Here is an 18,860-nt window from a genome sequence, read left to right on the forward strand (position 1 = left end):
GGCCGCAGTCAGCAGGCAAATTGTAAGCGGTTTAACGGATGACTGCCGGGTCTGGGATGAATGTTCATATTGGAAATGGTTGCGCGAGACATCAGATGGATTGGTACGAGAAATGTAAAAATAACAGCGACATGTTCTGCGTGGATTGGAGTGATCTGAAGAATGGAAACGAAGGCCGTAAGCCCCGCCTTGACTCAGGAGAGAGCCGTCAAGAAGCAGAAGCAGCGCTCCGTGGGTAGGCTTTTACGCAAAGACTGGCAGTTGTATTCGCTCTTGGTATTACCGATCATTTACCTGCTCATTTTCAAATACGGCCCGATGATCGGCAACGTCATCGCTTTCCGTCGTTTTGTTCCCGGCGGGAGCATTTATGGAGAGAAATGGGTAGGGCTTCACTACTTCCGGATGTTTATCCAGGATCCCACCTTCTGGAAAGTATTTACGAACACGCTGATTCTCGGCGCGTTGACCCTGCTGTTCACGTTCCCGATTCCGATCATCTTTGCGTTACTGCTCAATGAAGTGAAGAACAAGAAATTCAAGAAATTCGTTCAAACCGCCTCGTACATGCCGCACTTCCTGTCGATTGTCATCGTGGCCGGCATGATTCTGCAGATGACTTCGGCGAGCGGCTCCATCAATGCACTCATTCGTTTCTTCGGTGGGGACGGCATTAATTTCATGCAGCGGGCCGAGTGGTTCCGGGCGATATACGTCACCTCCGAAGTGTGGCAGGGCATGGGCTGGGGAGCGATTCTGTATCTGGCCGCACTGACGACGATTGACGAGTCGCTGTACGAAGCAGCCAAAATCGACGGCGCCAACCGCTGGAAGCAGACGCTGCACGTTACGATCCCCGGCATTCTGCCGACCATCGTAACCCTGCTGATCCTGAACATGGGCAGCTTCCTGGCGATCGGCTTTGAAAAAATACTGCTGCTGTACAATCCGGTCATCTACGAAACTTCCGACGTCATTTCTACATATTTGTACCGGGTCGGTCTTCAATCCAGCAGCTTCAGCTACGCCACGGCCATTGGATTGTTCGAATCGGTTATCGGACTCATCCTGGTGTTCTCGGTCAATGCGATTTCGAGAAAAGTAACGGAAAGAAGCCTATGGTAGGGAGGTGCCTCGAGTGAAAGATTCCGTTTCTTATAAAGTGTTTAACGTCGTCAACACGGTTATTTTGCTGCTGATCGTCTTCATTACGGTGTTTCCTTTTATTAACGTGCTTGCCCAATCCTTCAGCAGTGAGGCTTATATCAATGCGGGAAAGGTCAACTTGATTCCAAGAGGTTTCAATATCGACACATACCGGACGGTGGCTAAGGACGCAATGTTCTGGACGAACTACAAAAACACCGTGGTCTATACGGTGGTCGGAACGGCCATTTCGATGTTCATGACAACGATCTTCGCTTATGCCTTGTCCAAGAAAAGATTGATGGGACGCAAGTTTTTGACGATGTTCGCGGTGTTCACCATGTTCTTTAATGGCGGACTCATCCCGAACTATGTGCTGATTAACAGCATTGGCTTTGCCAATTCGATCTGGGCGATCGTTGTCCCGGGAGCCATCAGCATCTACAACATGCTTATTATGAAATCTTTTTTCGAGAACATGCCGGAGGAGCTGGAAGAAGCGGCTTCTATCGACGGTTTGAATACGTACGGTATTCTGTTCCGCATCATTCTTCCGCTTAGTAAGGCCATCATGGCCACCATGATGCTGTTCTACGCGGTGGGGCATTGGAACTCATGGTTCTCCGCCTTCCTGTACATGGATCAGAAAGAACTGTTTCCGGTCACCGTTTACTTGAGGAACCTCATTGCCGGGGCAACGGGCGGAGCTTCCGCGGGGGCATCTGCGGATAACCTGACCCAGATATCCGCGAATATTAAATCGGTCACCATGGTTCTGACCATTCTGCCGATTCTGCTGATCTACCCTTTTGTGCAAAAGTATTTTGTGTCGGGTGTTATGCTGGGTTCCGTGAAAGGATGAATCCGATCCGGATCACTGCATTCATTTCATAGCTTTGCAGTACGATATCCATTCATGGGGGGAGTTATACAAATGTTCAAGCGTTCTCGTAAAAAGTGGGGAATGACGCTGATGGCCGCGGTGATGAGCCTGACGGTAGCAGCCTGCAGCAACAATCTTGGCGGGGGCAGCGGAGAAGCCAAGGACCAATCCAAAGGCGCAATGGAGAATTACGGCGCCAACGTTTCGTTCAAGGCATCCGAGCCGTTTAACCTGCCGATCCTGTTCAGCGACCAGCCGGCATACCCTTACAAGAAGGATTGGATGCTGTTCCAGGAAATTACGAAAAGAACGGGAGTCACCCTGCAGCCAACTATCGTTCCGATGAGCGATTACAGCCAGAAGCGCTCGCTGCTGATCAGTTCGGGGGATGCTCCGCTGGTCATTCCGAAAACGTATCCGGGCGAGGAAGCCTCTTTCGTGTCATCCGGCGCGATTCTGCCGGTAAGCGATTACATCGACATGATGCCGAACTTTAAGGACAAAGTCGAGAAATGGGGCATGGAAGAGGAATTGGACGGCCTCCGGCAGGAGGACGGCAAATATTATGTGCTTCCTGGACTGCATGAAGAGGTATGGCCGGATTATACGCTGCTCGTACGGACCGACATTTTTGAAAAGAACAACATTCCGATTCCAGCGACCTGGGATGAGCTGTACACCGCCCTCAAGAAGCTAAAGGAAATTTATCCGGACTCGATTCCGTTCTCCGACCGTTTCCAGTTCAACAGTACGCTGAATATTGCGGCGACCGGATTCGGAACGAAAGGCGGCTGGGGCTTCGGCAACGGACTCACTTACAAGGCGGACGCCGACGAGTTCGTGTACACATCTACCACGCCGGAATACAAAGATATGCTGACCTATTTCAACAAGCTCGTATCCGAAGGCTTGCTGGACAAGGAAAGCTTTACGCAAACGGATGACCAGGCGATTCAGAAGTTCGTATCCGGCAAATCGTTCGTCATTAACGGCAACTCCCAGACTGTCGTGCTGCACCGCACGGACATGAACAAATCGCTTGGCGAGGGCAAATTCTCCGTTGCCAAAATTACGGTACCTGGAGGACCTGCGGGTCAGCTGATGTCCGGCTCCCGTCTTGAGAACGGCGTCATGATTCTGGCTAAAGCAAAGGAAAACCCGAACTTTAAAGCGATCCTTCAGTTTGTTGACTGGCTCTACTACAGCGACGAAGGCGAAGAGTTTGCCAAGTGGGGCGTTGAAGGGGTAACGTATACCAAGGAGAACGGCGTCCGGAAGCTGGTCGACGATATCAACTATAACGGCCTGAATCCGAAAGGAACGAAGGACCTGCGGATCGAATACGGCTTTTCCGGCGGGGTGTTCGCCTACGGCGGAACGACGGAGCTGCTGCAATCGATGTTTAGCGATGAAGAAAAGAAGTTCCAGGAAGATATGAAACAGACGAAAACCGTCGTACCGGCCGAGCCGCCGATCCCGTATTCCGTGGAGGACCGTGAGCAGGCTACACTGCTGAGCACGCCGCTGAAAGATTACTCGGATCAAAACACGCTGAAATTCATTCTCGGCGAACGTCCTTTGTCCCAATTCGACACATTTGTGAGCGAACTCAAGGGACAGGGACTGGATAATTATGTGAAGCTTGCCAACAAGACGTATAAAGCATATAAAGAAAAGAAGTAAGTAATCCCAAACACGAACCTTTAGGAAGTCACACGAATCGGGTTGCCGTTTCGCGAGCGAAATGGCAGCCTGTTTTCAACCTCGCAGGATGTTGCGCCGTCATTTTGCCTGACATCCGTACCTAATACCCATGCCTCAATGGGCCGAAGGAGTGATTGCGTTTGAGTGTTACCGCTCAGGAGATCATATCGTATTTAACGGCACCTGCCGGCGCTTTGGAATCCCGGATCGACGGGATCGTTACCGGATCGCACGATGCGGTGGTCCGCGGAATCGGGGTCGCGTTCGTTGCTTCCCATGAGGTTGTCCGAGAAGCGGTCCGGCTTGGGGCGAACCTGCTGATAACGCACGAAGGGGCTTTCTACAGTCATCAGGAGGAGAGGGGCAACGATCCGGAAGAATCCGTCCACTCTGCCAAGTGGAATCTCATCGAGTCGGAAAACTTGGTCATTTACCGGTTTCACGATCATCCGCACAGCTATCGGCCGGATATCATAACAGCAGGACTGCTGCGCGCGTTGGAATGGGAGGGCTATGAGCACAAGGACCTCGGAACAGCTTCCGTAGTGCGGCTGCCGCAGAGCCGTAAGTTAACCGAGATCGCTGAGCATGTGAAACAGAAGCTGAACTTGCCATACCTGCGTGCCGTCGGCGATCCCGAGGCGTTCTGCAGGCATATCGGAATTGCCGTCGGGTACAGGGGTGGAGGACAGCATGCAATCCCCTTGTATGAGCAAGAAGGTTTGGATCTAATGATCATTGGAGAAGGGCCGGAGTGGGAAACGCCCGAATATGTTTGGGATGCGGCCGCGCAGGGACGATCCAGAGCGCTGCTGATGCTGGGTCATGCGGCGAGCGAGGAACCGGGGATGAAGCGGATTAGCGAACGTCTCGTCAGCAGGTTTCCTGGACTGCCGGTTCACTTTATTCCCACCGGCTCTATGATTGAAATCCTGTAAGTGGCTTATAAGTGACCGCTAAGTGGTCCGAATGTTTGTCTTAATAAAAGAGTAATTGGCATTCATTTCAACCTTCAAGTGCGATGAAATGAATGCAAGGAGAAAGAGGTAACCGTAATGTCGACAGAGCAGAAAATCAAAGGTTCCACCAGGGCCTATTCCTATAACCTGTTAAGGGAAAGAATTCTTCATTTGGAGCTGGAGCCCGGCACCAAAATTTCGGAGAAGGAAATTGCGGACGAGCTGAACGTCAGCAGAACGCCTGTCAGGGAAGCGTTCATGAAGCTTGCTGAAGAGGAACTGCTGGATATCATCCCGCAGAGCGGCACCATTGTGTCCCGCATCAACCTGAAGCATGTGGAGGAAGGCCGGTTTATCCGCGAGAAGCTGGAAAAGGAAATCGTGGCGCTGGCCTGCGACCAATTGGATGAAGATGCCCGGTTCAGCATTGAAGCCAACATTGCAATGCAGGATGTATGCGCCGGACAGAACAATTTTTACAGACTGTTTGAGCTGGATGAAGAGTACCATCAGATCCTGTTCGACGCTACGGGCAAACAACGGACTTGGAAAATGCTGCAGCAGCTGAACATTCATTTTAACAGGCTGCGGCTGCTGCGGCTCTCCAAAGATTCCAACTGGGAAAATATTATTCGTCAGCATAAGGAGATCTATCAGCTGATCATTCAGCAGGAGAAAGCAAATGCGATGAAGGTGATGGAGCAGCATCTCCGCCTAGTCGTCGTGGAGCAGGACTTTTTAAAAGAGAAATATCCGCATTATTTCATATAAAGAACAGCAGGAGGGACGAGATGCTTATGGCACAAGAGGCAAGGCTTCCATACTCGTCAGCGGATCAGGGCTGGCTTAGCTATACGAAAAATGCATCACTCGGCGGGATGAAGGAACTGACCCAAATCGCGGTATATGGCGATTCGGATGTGATAGATTCCGCGCTCACCGAACTCACGCACGGCATTCGTGAAATGACCGGCACCCTCCCCGCGATAGTGTCAGACCCGGAACGGCGGGCGTCAAACCTGATTCGGCTTGCTCTATTGGACGAGATCGGTTTACAGGAGGACTGGATGAATGCAGCGCGAATCAAGGAACTGGGGGATGAAGGGTATACCGTCCGGCTTCACTCCGAGAACGGCGGAAACTCGCTTTATGTGATTGCGAATACGGACAAGGGCCTCTTGTACGGCACATTCCATCTGCTGCGGATCCTGCGGACCGGGCAAGAATTGAACCGTTTAGATGTGACGGACAGCCCGCGAAATCCGCTGCGCATGATGAACCATTGGGACAATATGGACGGTTCCATTGAGCGGGGGTATGCCGGCCGGTCGATTTTTTTTCAGAATAACCGCTTTGTGGATGATAAGTCCCGGATCCGGGACTATGCCAGGCTGATGGCGTCCATCGGCGTGAACGGCATCGCGATTAATAATGTCAATGTTCACCGCACGGAAACGCAGCTAATTACAGAGCCGTTTCTGCCGGATGTGGCGAACGTGGCGGACATTTTCCGCCGCTACGGCATTCGATTGTTTCTCAGCATCAACTATGCAAGTCCCATCGAGCTGGGGGGACTGGATACGGCTGATCCGCTGGATTCCCGCGTAGGTGATTGGTGGAAGGAAAAAGCAAAGGAAATTTATGGCTATATTCCGGATTTCGGGGGATTTGTCGTCAAAGCGGATTCGGAGCACCGGCCGGGGCCGTTTACATATGACCGTACGCATGCGGACGGTTCGAACATGCTGGCGGAAGCGCTGGAGCCGTTCGGCGGGCTTGTCATTTGGAGATGCTTCGTGTACAACTGCCTGCAGGACTGGAGAGACCGCTCAACGGACCGGGCCCGCGCGGCGTATGACCATTTTAAGCCGTTGGATGGGCAGTTCAAAGACAATGTCATTCTCCAAATCAAGAACGGGCCGATGGATTTTCAGGTCCGTGAAGCGGTATCCCCGCTTCTTGGAGCGATGACCGGCACGAATCAGATGCTGGAGTTTCAGATCACGCAGGAGTATACGGGGCAGCAGAAGCATCTGTGCTATCTCATTCCCCAGTGGAAGGAAATTCTGGACTTTGACACGTTCGCCCAAGGTCAAGGCACCGAGGTCAAGAAAGTGGTCTCTGGGGGAATATATCCGTACCGTGCCTCCGGAATTGCTGCAGTGATCAACGTGGGCGACGACCACAACTGGACCGGACATACGCTGGCGCAAGCCAATCTTTACGGCTACGGACGCCTCGCCTGGAATCCGGATCTGACTGAAGTGGATATCACAGACGAGTGGATTTCTCTGACTTTTGGCGGGGAATCCTTGGTTTCCGAAGAAGTGAAGTCCATGCTGGCAGACTCCTGGCACATCTATGAGAGCTACACGTCACCGCTTGGCGTCGGCTGGATGGTTAATCCGGGTCATCACTACGGACCGAATGTCGACGGTTATGAGTATTCGGTGTGGGGGACGTACCATTTTGCCGATTGCCACGGCATTGGTGTGAACCGGACGATCCAGGACGGGACCGGCTACGTCTCCCAATACTTCCCTGAAAATGCACAGCGTTATGAATCGCTGGAATCTTGTCCGGATGAGCTGCTGCTGTTCTTCCATCATGTTCCTTACAGCCATGTGCTCCATTCCGGCAAGACCGTGATCCAGCATATCTACGACACCCATTATAACGGGGTGGAAGGCGTGGAGCAGCTGATCGGGTGTTGGCAGAAGCTGGAGAACTACATCGATGAACGCCGCTACCGGAATGTCCTGGAGCGGCTGCATATCCAACTGGAGCATGCCAAGGAATGGCGGGATGTCATCAATACGTATTTTTACCGTAAATCCGGTATCCCGGACGCATCCGGCCGAACCATCTATTAGTCATTCAACCATCATCCTTACGGGAGAGCAGGAGGTAGGCTTATGACAGAACTGACAATGGAAGCGGATACCCGCAGCAGGAAAATGACCTCGTTTAATACGGGGTGGTTGTTCGCCTTGGGGAATTATGCCGGCGCCCAGCAGCCGGATTTTAAAGATCAGACGTGGCGGAAGCTTCAGGTTCCGCATGACTGGAGCATTGAGCAGAAAGTGGATCCCGACATGGAATTTGGCGGCATGCAGGCTTACCTGCCGCGATGGAACGTCGGATGGTACAGAAAGCATTTTCATATCAAGCCGGCGTCCGCCAACGAGCGCGTCTATATCCAGTTTGATGGCGTTCACCATAACAGCGAGGTATGGATCAACGGTCATTTCGTTGGCAAGCGCCCGTACGGATATATTAGCTTCCAATATGATCTGACACCTTATCTGAAATGGGATCAGGACAATGTGATCGCGGTGAAAGTAGATAATACGCCGATACCTTCCGATCGATGGTATTCGGGCTCGGGTATTTACCGCAACGTGTGGCTCATTCGTACCCATGAACTGCATATCGCAGCCTGGGGCACGTTCTTTACCACGCCTGAGATCCTTTCGAATGAAGCCACGGTCAAGGCGCAAATCCGAGTAAGCCATCATGGCGGAAATCCGGCGGATTGCACGGTCGTTACTGAGTTCAAGGACAGCCGGGGAATGACGGTAGGAAAGAGCGAGTCACCCGTGACGGTGCCGGCATCGGATGATCTTGTGGTTGATCAGGAGATCGTGATCCATTCACCGCTACGGTGGTCACCGGAGCAGCCGGAAATGTATTACGCCCGGACAACGATTGTTCGGGACGGAGCCGAAACCGATGAATATATAACGCCGTTCGGTATCCGGGAAGTCGTTTTGGACCCGAAACGGGGACTTATTCTTAACGGAGTGCCGCTGAAGCTGAAAGGCGTCTGCATCCACCACGATCTGGGCTGCCTGGGCGCGGCCTACCATGATCAAGCCATGAAGCGCAGGCTGGAGAAGCTGAAGGAAATGGGCTGCAACGCGATTCGCTTTGCCCATAACCCGATGGCTTCAGAGCTGCTCGATCTGTGCGACCGAATGGGCTTTCTGGTCATTGATGAAGCGTTTGATAAGTGGAAGTCGCTGTATTACGAACACTTGTATGACGATTGGTGGGAGAAGGACCTGGAAGCGATGCTGCTCCAGGACCGGAACCACCCGAGCATTTTCCTGTGGAGCGTGGGCAATGAGGTTGAGAACCAGGGACAGCCTTCTATGCTGGCCATGCTGAAGCAGCTCACCGATTACTGCCGCAAGCTGGATCCGACCCGTCCCGTTACCTGTGCGCTCGAACCTCATAACGTGCCGATTAGCCTGCGCGAAGGTCCGATTGAAGACAAGGTCGAGCATACGAAAAAGATGGCGGAGCTGGTCGACATTCTGGGGCTTAATTATCAGGAGCAGTGGTATGAGCAATACCGGGAAGCTATGCCGGATACGCTGATTGTCGGCACCGAGACGTTCCCGTACTACCGTGGGGAAGGGAACCGCGTGAAAGGTTATCTTCCGGTCAATCCGTGGTTTGATGTTGAGAAGCACGACTATGTGATCGGGCAATTCGTCTGGGCCGGGATCGATTACTTGGGGGAAGCGTCGTACCCGTATAAAGGATGGGCGTCCGGATTAATCGATACCTGCGCATTCCGCAAACCGATCTCCTATTTGCAGCAAAGCTTATGGTCCGAGGAGCCGATGGTTCACATTGCCGTGTTCGATTCGTCTCTAGAGGACGCCGGTGCGCAGTGGACGCTGCACTGGAAATCGCCGGGACTCGCGAGCCATTGGACCTTTCCCGAGCAGGCGGGCAGATTGATCAGGCTCGTCACGTTCACCAATTGTGAGAGCGTGGAGCTGTTTATCAACGACGAATCGTATGGCGTGCGCAAGCTGTCGGATTACCCGAATCGCTTCATGGAATGGCATGTACCATACCATACCGGCACCATACGTGCAGTCGGACGTAACGGCGATGCGGTTGTATCCGAGCATACGATGAAGACGGCAGGCACACCGTGCCGAATTGTGTTGGACGCCGATCGCTCCGCGTTGAGTGCGAACGGTCGTGACATCGCCCATATTGAAGTCAGAGTCGTGGATGAGCAGGGGATCATCGTCCCGAATACGGACTTCGAGCTAAGCTTCGACCTCCAAGGCGAAGGCGAGATCATTGGCGTCGATAACGGGGACTTGCGCGATCACGGGCCTTATAAGGGCAGCCGCAGGGAAACCCGCGGGGGCCGATGCCTTGTGGTCGTCCAATCTGGACCGGAAGCCGGCGAACTGGTAATCCGCGCAGCTGCGGACGGATTGGCGGAGGGTGAACTGCGGATCAAGGTCGAAGAATAAAATGAACATCGTCTGACGATAAACTTCTTTGAAAAAAATCGATTCTCAAGATTTATTTCATGTAAAAGCCTGGGCTGCAGGCTTTTTTTCTTTTCACGGATAAATACCAGGGGCATCGACGACCGGAACAAATCAGTTGCCGCTCCCTTAGATTTGAAGGACAAGGTGCATTCCACACTTCGATGAGTACCGAATGAATACGGGGGTATAATGCAAACAGCGCGTATAGCAGATCACATCGATCGGAGGCAGAAAATATGGATAGGACGGAACAAAAACGAAAAGGAGCCGCTTTTAAAGAGCTCCATTCGCAGACCTTCGTATTACCCAACGCATGGGATGCGGCAAGCGCGAAGATTTTCGAGCAATGCGGATTCAAGGCCGTAGGCACGACCAGCGCCGGCATTGCCGCCGCCCATGGTTATGCGGACCGGAACATGCCGTTTGAAACGATGCTGGCCGCGATTCATGAGATCATTCAGGCCGTGACTATTCCGGTTACCGTGGATATGGAAGACGGATATGGATCGTCGCCTGAAGAAGTCGCGATGTCGGTAAGACAAGTGATCGAATCAGGCGCAGTAGGGATCAATCTGGAGGACAGCGCGATGAATCCCCAAGCCAGATTGTATGACATCTCGGAACAGCAGGAGAAAATAGCTGCCATCCGGCGATCCGTGAATCCATTAGGCATTCCAGTTTTTATTAACGCCCGGACGGATCCGTATTGGATTCGTCAAGGGACGCCGGCCAACATGCTGGAGGAAACGCTGAAACGGGCTAGGGCCTACCAGGAAGCGGGAGCCGACTGCGTCTTTGTGCCAGGCGTTGCGGATATTTCTCCGATCCGGACCCTCCGGAGTGAAATCGGCGGTCCGATCAATCTGCTGGCGGGTGCCGGCATGCCGCCGCTTCATGAGCTTAAGTCGCTCGGGATTGAACGAATCAGCACCGGCTCCGGCCCTTTTCGTGCCGTGATTTCGCTGCTCAACCGGATCGGCGGCGAAATGCTGGAACACGGCTCGTTTGAGCGAATGACATCGAGCGTACTCACGTATGATGAATTACTGCAACTCTAGCGACGACGCGCATGTTCCTTAAAATACTCCTCTATAAACTGCTGAATACATTGGACGCCCAGGCGAATTTCATCGGGTTCCAGATGACCGTAGCCAAGCAGAAGCTTGTCGGTATGCCTTCCTTTCCGCATGCAGTGATGTTCCACCGGCACCGTGCGTATCCGTCTCTGCCGCGCTTGTGTCCGAAATGACTCATCGAAGGCCATACCGGAAAACTCGACGGCCAAATGAAGCCCTGCCGCATCTCCCCATGGACGCCAGTGTTCTCCAAAACGGTCCCCCAACGCATCAAGGAGAGCCTGGCGTCGTTCCTTATATAGCTTTTTCATCCTTGCGATATGCCGGTCAAATTTCCGGGTACGCAAAAACTCGGCCAGCGCCGCTTGTTCGAAAGGCGGATTCTGCACATCCGTATAGGTGCGCAGCCTTCGCCAGCGGCTTTGAAGCTCGCGGGGAACGAGTACATACCCGATCCGGAGCGCGGGAAAGAGAACTTTGCTAAACGTACCGATATAAATGACCCGATCCGGGGCCATCGCATACAGAGGCGTTGCCGGTTCCCCGTAATATCTGTATTCGCTGTCATAGTCGTCTTCAATGACGTAACTGCCGCAGCGGCGCGCAAAGCGGATCAGAGCGGCACGCCTTGCTGCAGGCAAAATGCCCCCAAGAGGAAACTGATGCGACGGTGTAACGTAAATCGGTCCTTGATGATCCATGGATAAGGCATCCGTCTGAAGCCCGTGGGCATCCACGGGTACCGACGTCACCGTGTAGCCTTTTTGAATAAACGTCTGAATCATTTCGATATTGCAGGGATCTTCGGCCAAAATTTCCGGATGATCCGTGTGCAAAAGGTCTGCGATCAAGTGAAGCGCCTGCGTGGCGCCGGCGGTAATATAAATATCACGGGCATCAACGGTCAGTCCTTTGCTGCGCAAAAGCCAGGCGGCAATCTCTTCACGCAGCTGCGCCAAACCTTGAGGGCCGCCATAGCCCAGCAGCTCCAACGGCATTTCGCCCATGGCCTTCTGGGAAACCCGCTGCCATACATATCTCGGGAACTGGCGCAGATCCGGCTGGCCTGTCCTGAAATCCGCCAGGAATGAAGGAACGGGGTCTGTATCTTGAAGCTGCTGGGCTGAGCTCTGCTTCGCATGATCGAGAACCAATCCTCCTGCAACCCGGGTAGGTGCCCCTTGCCGGCTCTCCGCATACCCTTCGACGATCAGCATGTCATACGCTTCATTCACGGTATTCCGTGACACGGAAAGCGTCTGGGCCAACTCGCGGGTAGAGGGAAGGGGAGCGCCTGCCTTCAGGGTCCCGTTTATCATTTGATCCCTCAGTCTTTGATAGATTTGGCGTTTCAAAGAAATGTCCAAGCTCCGGTCCAACTCGATTCCCCACATGGCATCCTCCAACTGGTTGGTATGATTTCGGGATGAACTGGTTCTTTTTCGTACCAGTTTGTTCCATTATGATTGTAACAATCATTTGGAAACGAATCTACTGAGCAGGGGATGATGCTTAAGAATGGAACGAATCAAAGGTTATGCTTACCTGTTATGCGCATTTGGGCTTGCCGGCACTTCTGTCATCGCGGCATCGTTTGTGAGCGGAAGGCTGGGGACGTTTACGATTACTTGCATGGGCCTCTTGTTCTCACTGGTTTGTCTGCTGCCGTTCTGTATGGCCAAGCTGCTGAGAACGATCCGTTTACTGCCGCCAAGACAATGGCTGCTGCTGTTCTGCCAGGCCTTGTTTGGCGTTCTGCTGTTCCGCATGTTTTTGCTCTACGGTCTCAGCCGAACAAGCTCAGTCGAGGCCGGGATTTTAACCGGCGCAACCCCCGCGATCACTGTTTTTTTGGCCGTGCTGGTCCTGCGTGAAAAGATGAAAGCCATCCACTTTTTAGGCGTCATCGGCACGGTTTGCGGGATTCTGCTGATCCAGGGCGTGTTTATGCCGGTGAGCCATTTTTCCAATGATCATATTAGCGGAAACATTCTGGTCCTGTGTGCTGCCGGCTGCGAATCGATGTTTAATATTCTTTCCCGCGCATCGGCAGTCCCAAGCAGCATAAAGCAAGAGGCTGTTCATCCTGTTGTGCAGACGACGCTCGTCTCCGCGATGGCATGGCTGATCAGCCTGATCCCTTGCTTGGCGGAACAGCCATTCGCGGCTCTCTCCAGTATGGGATGGCAAGGGTGGCTGGCCTTGGTGTGGTATGGGCCTGTCGTAACCGCTCTGGCGTTTATTTGCTGGTATGCCGGCATACGGCGCTGCAGCGCCGGAGCCGCAGCCGCTTTCTCGGGCATGATGCCGTTCACTTCCCTGACGCTTTCGGTATGGCTGCTCAAAGAACATGCGGGATGGCCGCAATGGGCGGGAGGCCTGCTGGTCATCGCCGGCATGGTCTTGATCGGGAGCGAGCGGGACCTCAAACCTACAGGGCAAAGCAAAAACCGCGCAGCTTTACCTAAAAGAAGCGGGACATAAACTCATCAATGGCCGTTGTGTCTTCATAGCTGCCGATAATGACGAACAGCAGGAAAGGCACCGCGATGACCGCGATCAGCAGGCCTTTGCCGAAGTAGAGGAGGAATCTGGTCAACAAGCTCATACTTGATCACCCCTTCGAAATTCTTAATATTCTTCAGAGCGAAATACGGATTCATGACGATTACCGAACCAGCAAAAATAATAACCTGAGCTTGGCGAATGTTTTTCTAAAGAACGGGCCGTGTTTTTAGTGATTGAAAAAAGACTCTGATCAGAATCGCTTCTGATAAGAGTCGGGAGCTGCTGCGGTCTGAAAGCCGCAAAGCTTCTGATTCATTCGTCTTGTTCAATATATGCCTGAAGGCAGGGTGTAAGAACGGCGCCAGTCGCCGGGACCGGTAAACAGAATATGAAAAGAGGATTGACAGTTTAAAACCTCAGTGATATGTTAACCGGCAAAACCGAAGAAATTAGGAGGTTGAAGCATTCATGTCCTTTGATCCTCTGTATCATCCGTATCCTTCCTACCGGCTGCCGGTTTATGCCAATAGAGGCATGGTGGCCACCTCACAGGCGCTTGCCGCAGCGGCAGGCATGGACATTCTGAAGCGCGGGGGCAACGCCATCGATGCGGCGATCGCCACCGCCGCGGCGTTGACGGTTGTGGAGCCTTGCTCCAATGGAATCGGTGGTGACGCCTTTGCCCTTGTGTGGACGAAAGGGCAGCTGCACGGGCTGAACAGCAGCGGTCCCGCACCAGCCTCGATCTCGATCGAGGCGGTAAAAGCGCTCGGGCATCGCGAGATGCCGCGCTACGGTGCGGTTCCGGTGACGGTGCCCGGCACGCCGGCGGCCTGGGCGGAGCTGTCCCGCACCTTTGGCCGGCTGCCGCTGGCCGAGACGCTGGAGCCGGCCATCCGCTACGCGGAGGATGGCTACCCGGTATCGCCCACGGCCGCGGCCAACTGGCACGCCGCCTTCCGGCGCTACAGCACGCTCGAAGGCGAAGAATTCGCGCCATGGCTGAGCTTGTTTGCGCCTGGCGGCAAGCCGCCTGCGGCCGGCGAGATATGGCGCTCGCCCGACCATGGGCGGACGCTCCGCCTGATCGGTTCGACGGAAGCGGAAGCGTTCTACCGCGGCGAGCTGGCAGAGATCATCGACGGGTTTATCTCCAGATCGGGTGGCTTTTTGTCCAAGGAAGATCTGGCTGCTTTTAAGCCGGAGTGGGTGAAGCCGATGTCGGTGTCGTACCGCGGTTACGACATTTGGGAGATTCCCCCGAACGGACAAGGCTTGATCGCCCTGGTTGCGCTCAATATTTTAAAGGGATTTCCCGCAACGTCCCAGGAATCGCCTGAGTCTTACCACCGCCAGATCGAGGCGATGAAGCTGGCGTTCGCAGACGGTGCCCGGTACATAACGGATGCTGCGCATATGTCCGTAGATCCGCAGGTTTTATTGACGGAAGAATACGGAGAGCTTAGAAGAGGGCTGATCGGCAGCGAGGCGCTGGTTCCGGCGGCAGGCGAGCCGCGGGCGAGCGGAACGGTATACTTGGCGACGGCAGATGGGGAAGGCAACATGGTCTCTTTTATCCAAAGCAACTATACCGGCTTCGGTTCGGGGATCGTCGTTCCTGGTACGGGGATCGCTCTCCAGAACCGCGGACTGGAATTTTCGCTGGAGGAGGATCATACCAACCGCTTGCGTCCGGGAAAACGTACGTACCATACCATTATCCCAGGATTTATCACTAAAGGAGCACAGCCGGTTGGCCCCTTCGGCGTGATGGGCGGGTATATGCAGCCGCAAGGACATGTCCAAGTGGCGATGAATCTGATTGATTACGATCTTCATCCGCAGGCAGCGCTCGATGCCCCGAGATGGCAGTGGGTGAAGGGGAAGACTGTGTCGGTTGAGCCTCACTTTCCGATGCACATGGTCAGACGTCTTCAGCGTATGGGACATGACGTTCAGGTTGCTCCTGACTTCAGCTCGTTTGGGCGGGGGCAAATCATCTGGAGAGATCCGGATACCGGTGTGCTGTGCGGAGGAACCGACCCCCGGACCGATGGGGGAGTCGCTGTCTGGTAAAGCCTTTCCAGCAAGAGGTTCGCCCAATAGGGGACCCACTAGAGACGGATGTGAAGCCGCCAGCATGAATGTTGGCGGTTTTTTTCCGTTACCGCACCAGCTCGCAATGGCGTTCACGGCTTCACCGAGCAATATCGTCCAATCCAGCGGGTGAGCTTTCTGATACCCTTACAGAGTAACCAAGAAGGAGGTGGCGGCATGCCGGACGAAATTCGAACGGTTTATTATGACGCTGGCCTGCAGGTCGAGGCATACCGATTTGTAGGCGTCAAACAGAAATTCCCGCCTCATTTTCACGACTATTACGTGATCGGGTTTATTGAAGGCGGACAGCGCTATTTGGCATGCCGGCAGCAGGAATACATCATCCATCCGGGCGATATCATCATTTTTAATCCGCGTGATGTTCATACCTGCGAGCAAGTGGACGGCCGTGCGCTGGATTACCGCTGTATTAATATCCAGCCTGAGCGCATGATGGAGATCGTGCAGGAGATAACGGGCCGAAGCGATTTGCCGGTTTTTACACAAACCGTTCTGTGCCAAAGCGAGTTTGCCCCTTCGCTACAGGAACTTCACGCCATGATCTGTGAGGGAGAACCGGACTTTATCAAGGAAGAGCGGTTCTTTCTGCTGATGGGGCAGCTGTTTCAGGAGTATTCGGATACCCCGGCCGACGGCTTCTATGAAGTGGGAGTGGGCTTTCAGGACGTCTGCGATTACATGGAAGCGAACTTCGCAGGGGCCGTTTCGCTGGATGAATTAAGCGCATTGGCAGGGCTGAGCAAATACCACTTTTTACGCTCGTTTACCCGGGAACGGGGCATATCGCCGTACAGCTATTTGGAGACGGTGCGAATCGGACACGCCAAGAAGCTGCTGGAGCAGGGAGTACCTCCGGCCGACACGGCGCTGCAGACCGGGTTCAGCGATCAAAGCCATTTCAGCAACTTTTTCAAGCGTTTCATTGGACTGACGCCGCGTCAGTATATGCGTATTTTCATAGATGAACGACAGGTGGAGCGCATCCCGCCAGTGAAAGGGGTCAAAGGCGTATGAAGCTGACCGAAAACCGGACTGCAGGCCACCTGACCGCTTTATTGACGATTCTGATTTGGGGAACGACGTTTATTTCGACCAAACTGCTCCTGACCGATTTTGAGCCCTTCGACATTTTGCTGCTGCGTTTCGCGATCGGATATTTGGCACTTCTCGCCGTTCATCCCCGAATCATCCCATTCCGGAGAATCAAGGAAGAGCTGTTGTTTGCAGGCGCAGGGCTTTGCGGGGTAACCTTGTATTTTTTGCTGGAAAATGTGGCGTTGACGTATACGCTTGCCTCCAATGTCGGCATCATTGTCTCGGTCGCCCCTTTTGTCACGGCATTAACCGCCAGACTTATCTTAAAAGAAGGGCGGCTGGACGGGCTGTTTTTCGCAGGTTTTGTGGTGGCCATGAGCGGTGTCGTCCTTCTTATGCTGCAGGGAAGCTACATGCTGAAGCTGAATCCGCTCGGGGACTCTCTGGCTGCACTGGCGTGCGTGTTTTGGGGAATTTATTCAATTCTGACGCGCAAGATAAGCCGGCTGGGCTATCCTATCATCGCTTGTACGCGGCGGATCTTTTTCTACGGGTTGCTCTTTATGCTTCCGATTTTATTCACCCAGGGCTTGCCCGGTAATCTCCAGCGTTTGTCTGACGGCGCCAATTTGGCCAATCTGCTGTTTCTTGGGCTGGGCGCATCGGCGTTATGCTTTGTCACCTGGAATTGGAGCGTTGGTGTACTAGGGCCCGTGCAAACAAGTGTATACATCTATCTGGTTCCGGCCATCACCGTGGCTGCGGCGGTCCTCGTCCTCCATGAGAATATAACGGGAATTGCACTCTGGGGCGCGTTGTTAACCGTTGCCGGACTGGTTCTTTCCGAACGAAGGGGAGTTCAAAAGAGAGGAGGCCTGCACAAAAGAACATCTAACAAGCCCTTGTGAAATACAGGTCACCCCAAAAATCGATTGCCAGCCCTGAACTGCCATGATATATTGATAATGATTCTCAATATCAATTACATAGGGGTGGATTTCGTTGTTTAAATTTTTAAGACCATACACACTGATTATGTGTGTGTTGGGAATAGCCTTGCTGCTGGGAGCCTGCGGCAGCAGCGGATCCGGTGCGGGTTCAGGAACGGTGGGAGGCGGAGGAGAGGCGGGTTCCTCCTCATCAGCAGAAGCATCTGCATCCCAAACCGGCGGACAGGAGTCTTCAGGAACGGGTAAAACGGTTACCTTCCATGCAGGCAACGGCGATGTTCAAGTACCGGAGCATCCGCAGCGGATCGTCGATTTGACGAATTTCTATACGGGATATTTCCTGGAACTAGGCGTCAAGCCGGTTGGTATTTTGGAAGGCGCCATGGAGAATCCGTATTTCGAGGGCATGCTGGACGGCGTCGAAAGCATCGGTAACGAGCCTTCGCCCGAGAAGATTTTGTCGCTGAAACCGGATCTGATTATCACTTATACGGGGACGGACGGAATCGATAAGCTGGAGCAAATTGCCCCGGTCGTCGCCATCGAATACGGCAAGAAGAATTATAAGGATCAGATGATCGACTTCGGCAAATTGACCGGTAAAGAAGCAGAGGCAAAGGCTTGGGCCGAGCAGTGGGAAAACAAGATCGATGAATTGAAGCCGAAGATCCAGGAAGCGGTAGGCAGCAAAACGGTGTCCATCCTGAATCCTTATGCCAAAGGGTTATATGTGTTTGGACATAACTACGGGCGCGGCGGGGAAATCATTTATGGCGAATTCGGCTTGAAGGCGCCGCCGGAAGCGCAGAAGGAAGCGATTGACAGCGGGACCGGCTGGGCTACGATCTCTATGGAGACGCTCCCCGAATTTGCCGGAGACATCATTTTCACATGTCCGTGGTCTGGAGACACAAGCGACCCGAACATCGTCTATGACAATCCGGTGTGGAAAAGTCTGCCTGCGGTTAAAGCGGGTCATGTGTTTCAGTTGAATCCGAAGGCGGACACGTATAACGACCCGGTCTCATTGGAAGCTCAGCTTAAGTTCATATCGGACAGTCTGCTGTCCGTTAAATAAGATGTTGAAGTAAGCTCTGCAGCTGCGAATAAAAACGCACCCTGCGGAGCTTTTTTCTTAGAACAAGGACGCTTGCTATAGCTTCCGGCTATAA

General features: G+C 53.4%; 15 protein-coding genes. 13 read left to right on the top strand and 2 right to left on the bottom strand.

The features are described 5' to 3' along the window. The first annotated feature begins 162 nt into the window (after positions 1-162). The 8 genes from CJP46_RS05610 to CJP46_RS05645 all read left to right on the top strand — a co-directional run bounded on the left by CJP46_RS05610 (position 163) and on the right by CJP46_RS05645 (position 11,056). Positions 163-1,125, top strand: coding sequence for an ABC transporter permease (locus tag CJP46_RS05610; RefSeq protein ID WP_094594576.1), 963 nt, complete (start codon positions 163-165; stop codon positions 1,123-1,125). Between the two features lie 13 nt (positions 1,126-1,138). Beyond that, the gene (locus CJP46_RS05615) at positions 1,139-2,008 is read left to right on the top strand and encodes a carbohydrate ABC transporter permease (protein WP_094594577.1); all 870 of its coding nucleotides are present in this window, start codon (positions 1,139-1,141) and stop codon (positions 2,006-2,008) included. Between the two features lie 72 nt (positions 2,009-2,080). Then, entirely contained in the window at positions 2,081-3,712 is a 1,632-nt protein-coding gene (locus tag CJP46_RS05620) for an ABC transporter substrate-binding protein (protein ID WP_094594578.1), read from the top strand. Positions 3,713-3,873: 161 nt separating this feature from the next. After that, on the top strand, positions 3,874-4,671 hold the full coding sequence (locus tag CJP46_RS05625; protein WP_094594579.1) for a Nif3-like dinuclear metal center hexameric protein: 798 nt from the start codon (positions 3,874-3,876) through the stop codon (positions 4,669-4,671). Between the two features lie 117 nt (positions 4,672-4,788). Continuing rightward, positions 4,789-5,463 carry a GntR family transcriptional regulator gene (locus CJP46_RS05630; RefSeq protein WP_094594580.1) on the top strand — a complete coding sequence of 225 codons (675 nt, stop codon included), beginning with the start codon at positions 4,789-4,791 and terminating at the stop codon, positions 5,461-5,463. A 20-nt stretch (positions 5,464-5,483) separates the two neighbouring features. Further along, on the top strand, positions 5,484-7,565 hold the full coding sequence (locus CJP46_RS05635) for an alpha-glucuronidase family glycosyl hydrolase (protein ID WP_256992198.1): 2,082 nt from the start codon (positions 5,484-5,486) through the stop codon (positions 7,563-7,565). Positions 7,566-7,607: 42 nt separating this feature from the next. Further along, complete coding sequence (locus CJP46_RS05640; protein WP_094594581.1) at positions 7,608-9,977, top strand: glycoside hydrolase family 2 TIM barrel-domain containing protein; 2,370 nt, start codon at positions 7,608-7,610, stop codon at positions 9,975-9,977. A gap of 257 nt (positions 9,978-10,234) precedes the next feature. Then, positions 10,235-11,056 (top strand): isocitrate lyase/PEP mutase family protein, encoded by an 822-nt coding sequence (locus tag CJP46_RS05645; protein WP_094594582.1) that lies wholly within the window; start codon positions 10,235-10,237, stop codon positions 11,054-11,056. Here CJP46_RS05645 and pdxR read toward each other — a convergent pair. Continuing rightward, a complete protein-coding gene (gene pdxR, locus CJP46_RS05650) occupies positions 11,053-12,468 on the bottom strand; it encodes a MocR-like pyridoxine biosynthesis transcription factor PdxR (RefSeq protein WP_094594583.1) in 1,416 nt (471 codons plus the stop codon). The genes CJP46_RS05645 and pdxR overlap by 4 nt on opposite strands. Positions 12,469-12,592: 124 nt before the next feature. Between pdxR and CJP46_RS05655 the strand changes: the two genes are divergently transcribed. Next, positions 12,593-13,558, top strand: coding sequence for a DMT family transporter (locus tag CJP46_RS05655; RefSeq protein ID WP_094594584.1), 966 nt, complete (start codon positions 12,593-12,595; stop codon positions 13,556-13,558). Here CJP46_RS05655 and CJP46_RS36455 read toward each other — a convergent pair. Beyond that, positions 13,539-13,682 carry a hypothetical protein gene (locus tag CJP46_RS36455; protein WP_179281042.1) on the bottom strand — a complete coding sequence of 48 codons (144 nt, stop codon included), beginning with the start codon at positions 13,680-13,682 and terminating at the stop codon, positions 13,539-13,541. The two genes, CJP46_RS05655 and CJP46_RS36455, sit on opposite strands and share 20 nt — an antisense overlap. A 368-nt stretch (positions 13,683-14,050) precedes the next feature. On the opposite strand from CJP46_RS36455, the gene CJP46_RS05660 reads away from it, so the two are divergent. The 4 genes from CJP46_RS05660 (at position 14,051) to CJP46_RS05675 (ending at position 18,766) form a co-directional block, all read left to right on the top strand. Then, positions 14,051-15,658 (top strand): gamma-glutamyltransferase family protein, encoded by a 1,608-nt coding sequence (locus CJP46_RS05660; RefSeq protein ID WP_094594585.1) that lies wholly within the window; start codon positions 14,051-14,053, stop codon positions 15,656-15,658. Between the two features lie 198 nt (positions 15,659-15,856). Further along, positions 15,857-16,717 (top strand): AraC family ligand binding domain-containing protein, encoded by an 861-nt coding sequence (locus CJP46_RS05665; RefSeq protein ID WP_094594586.1) that lies wholly within the window; start codon positions 15,857-15,859, stop codon positions 16,715-16,717. After that, positions 16,714-17,646, top strand: a complete 933-nt coding sequence (locus tag CJP46_RS05670) for a DMT family transporter (protein WP_094594587.1) — start codon at positions 16,714-16,716, stop codon at positions 17,644-17,646. The genes CJP46_RS05665 and CJP46_RS05670 overlap by 4 nt, the downstream gene beginning before the upstream one ends. A 94-nt stretch (positions 17,647-17,740) precedes the next feature. Continuing rightward, positions 17,741-18,766: an iron-hydroxamate ABC transporter substrate-binding protein gene (locus CJP46_RS05675; RefSeq protein WP_256992199.1), complete on the top strand. Its 1,026-nt coding sequence runs from the start codon at positions 17,741-17,743 to the stop codon at positions 18,764-18,766. Positions 18,767-18,860 lie beyond the last annotated feature (94 nt).

Origin of the sequence: Paenibacillus sp. XY044 (assembly GCF_002257645.1) — a bacterium.
In the GTDB taxonomy this organism is placed as follows: Bacteria; Bacillota; Bacilli; order Paenibacillales; family Paenibacillaceae; genus Paenibacillus_AQ.

What these genes read in the sequence shown, in the direction of transcription:
- CJP46_RS05610 (WP_094594576.1), top strand. Translation starts at nt 163, where the DNA reads ATGGAAACGAAGGCCGTAAGCCCCGCCTTGACTCAGGAGAGAGCCGTC.
- CJP46_RS05620 (WP_094594578.1), top strand. Translation starts at nt 2,081, where the DNA reads ATGTTCAAGCGTTCTCGTAAAAAGTGGGGAATGACGCTGATGGCCGCG.
- CJP46_RS05630 (WP_094594580.1), top strand. Translation starts at nt 4,789, where the DNA reads ATGTCGACAGAGCAGAAAATCAAAGGTTCCACCAGGGCCTATTCCTAT.
- CJP46_RS05635 (WP_256992198.1), top strand. Translation starts at nt 5,484, where the DNA reads ATGCTTATGGCACAAGAGGCAAGGCTTCCATACTCGTCAGCGGATCAG.
- CJP46_RS05640 (WP_094594581.1), top strand. Translation starts at nt 7,608, where the DNA reads ATGACAGAACTGACAATGGAAGCGGATACCCGCAGCAGGAAAATGACC.
- CJP46_RS05645 (WP_094594582.1), top strand. Translation starts at nt 10,235, where the DNA reads ATGGATAGGACGGAACAAAAACGAAAAGGAGCCGCTTTTAAAGAGCTC.
- pdxR (WP_094594583.1), bottom strand. Translation starts at nt 12,468, where the DNA reads ATGTGGGGAATCGAGTTGGACCGGAGCTTGGACATTTCTTTGAAACGC.
- CJP46_RS05655 (WP_094594584.1), top strand. Translation starts at nt 12,593, where the DNA reads ATGGAACGAATCAAAGGTTATGCTTACCTGTTATGCGCATTTGGGCTT.
- CJP46_RS36455 (WP_179281042.1), bottom strand. Translation starts at nt 13,682, where the DNA reads ATGAGCTTGTTGACCAGATTCCTCCTCTACTTCGGCAAAGGCCTGCTG.
- CJP46_RS05660 (WP_094594585.1), top strand. Translation starts at nt 14,051, where the DNA reads ATGTCCTTTGATCCTCTGTATCATCCGTATCCTTCCTACCGGCTGCCG.
- CJP46_RS05665 (WP_094594586.1), top strand. Translation starts at nt 15,857, where the DNA reads ATGCCGGACGAAATTCGAACGGTTTATTATGACGCTGGCCTGCAGGTC.
- CJP46_RS05670 (WP_094594587.1), top strand. Translation starts at nt 16,714, where the DNA reads ATGAAGCTGACCGAAAACCGGACTGCAGGCCACCTGACCGCTTTATTG.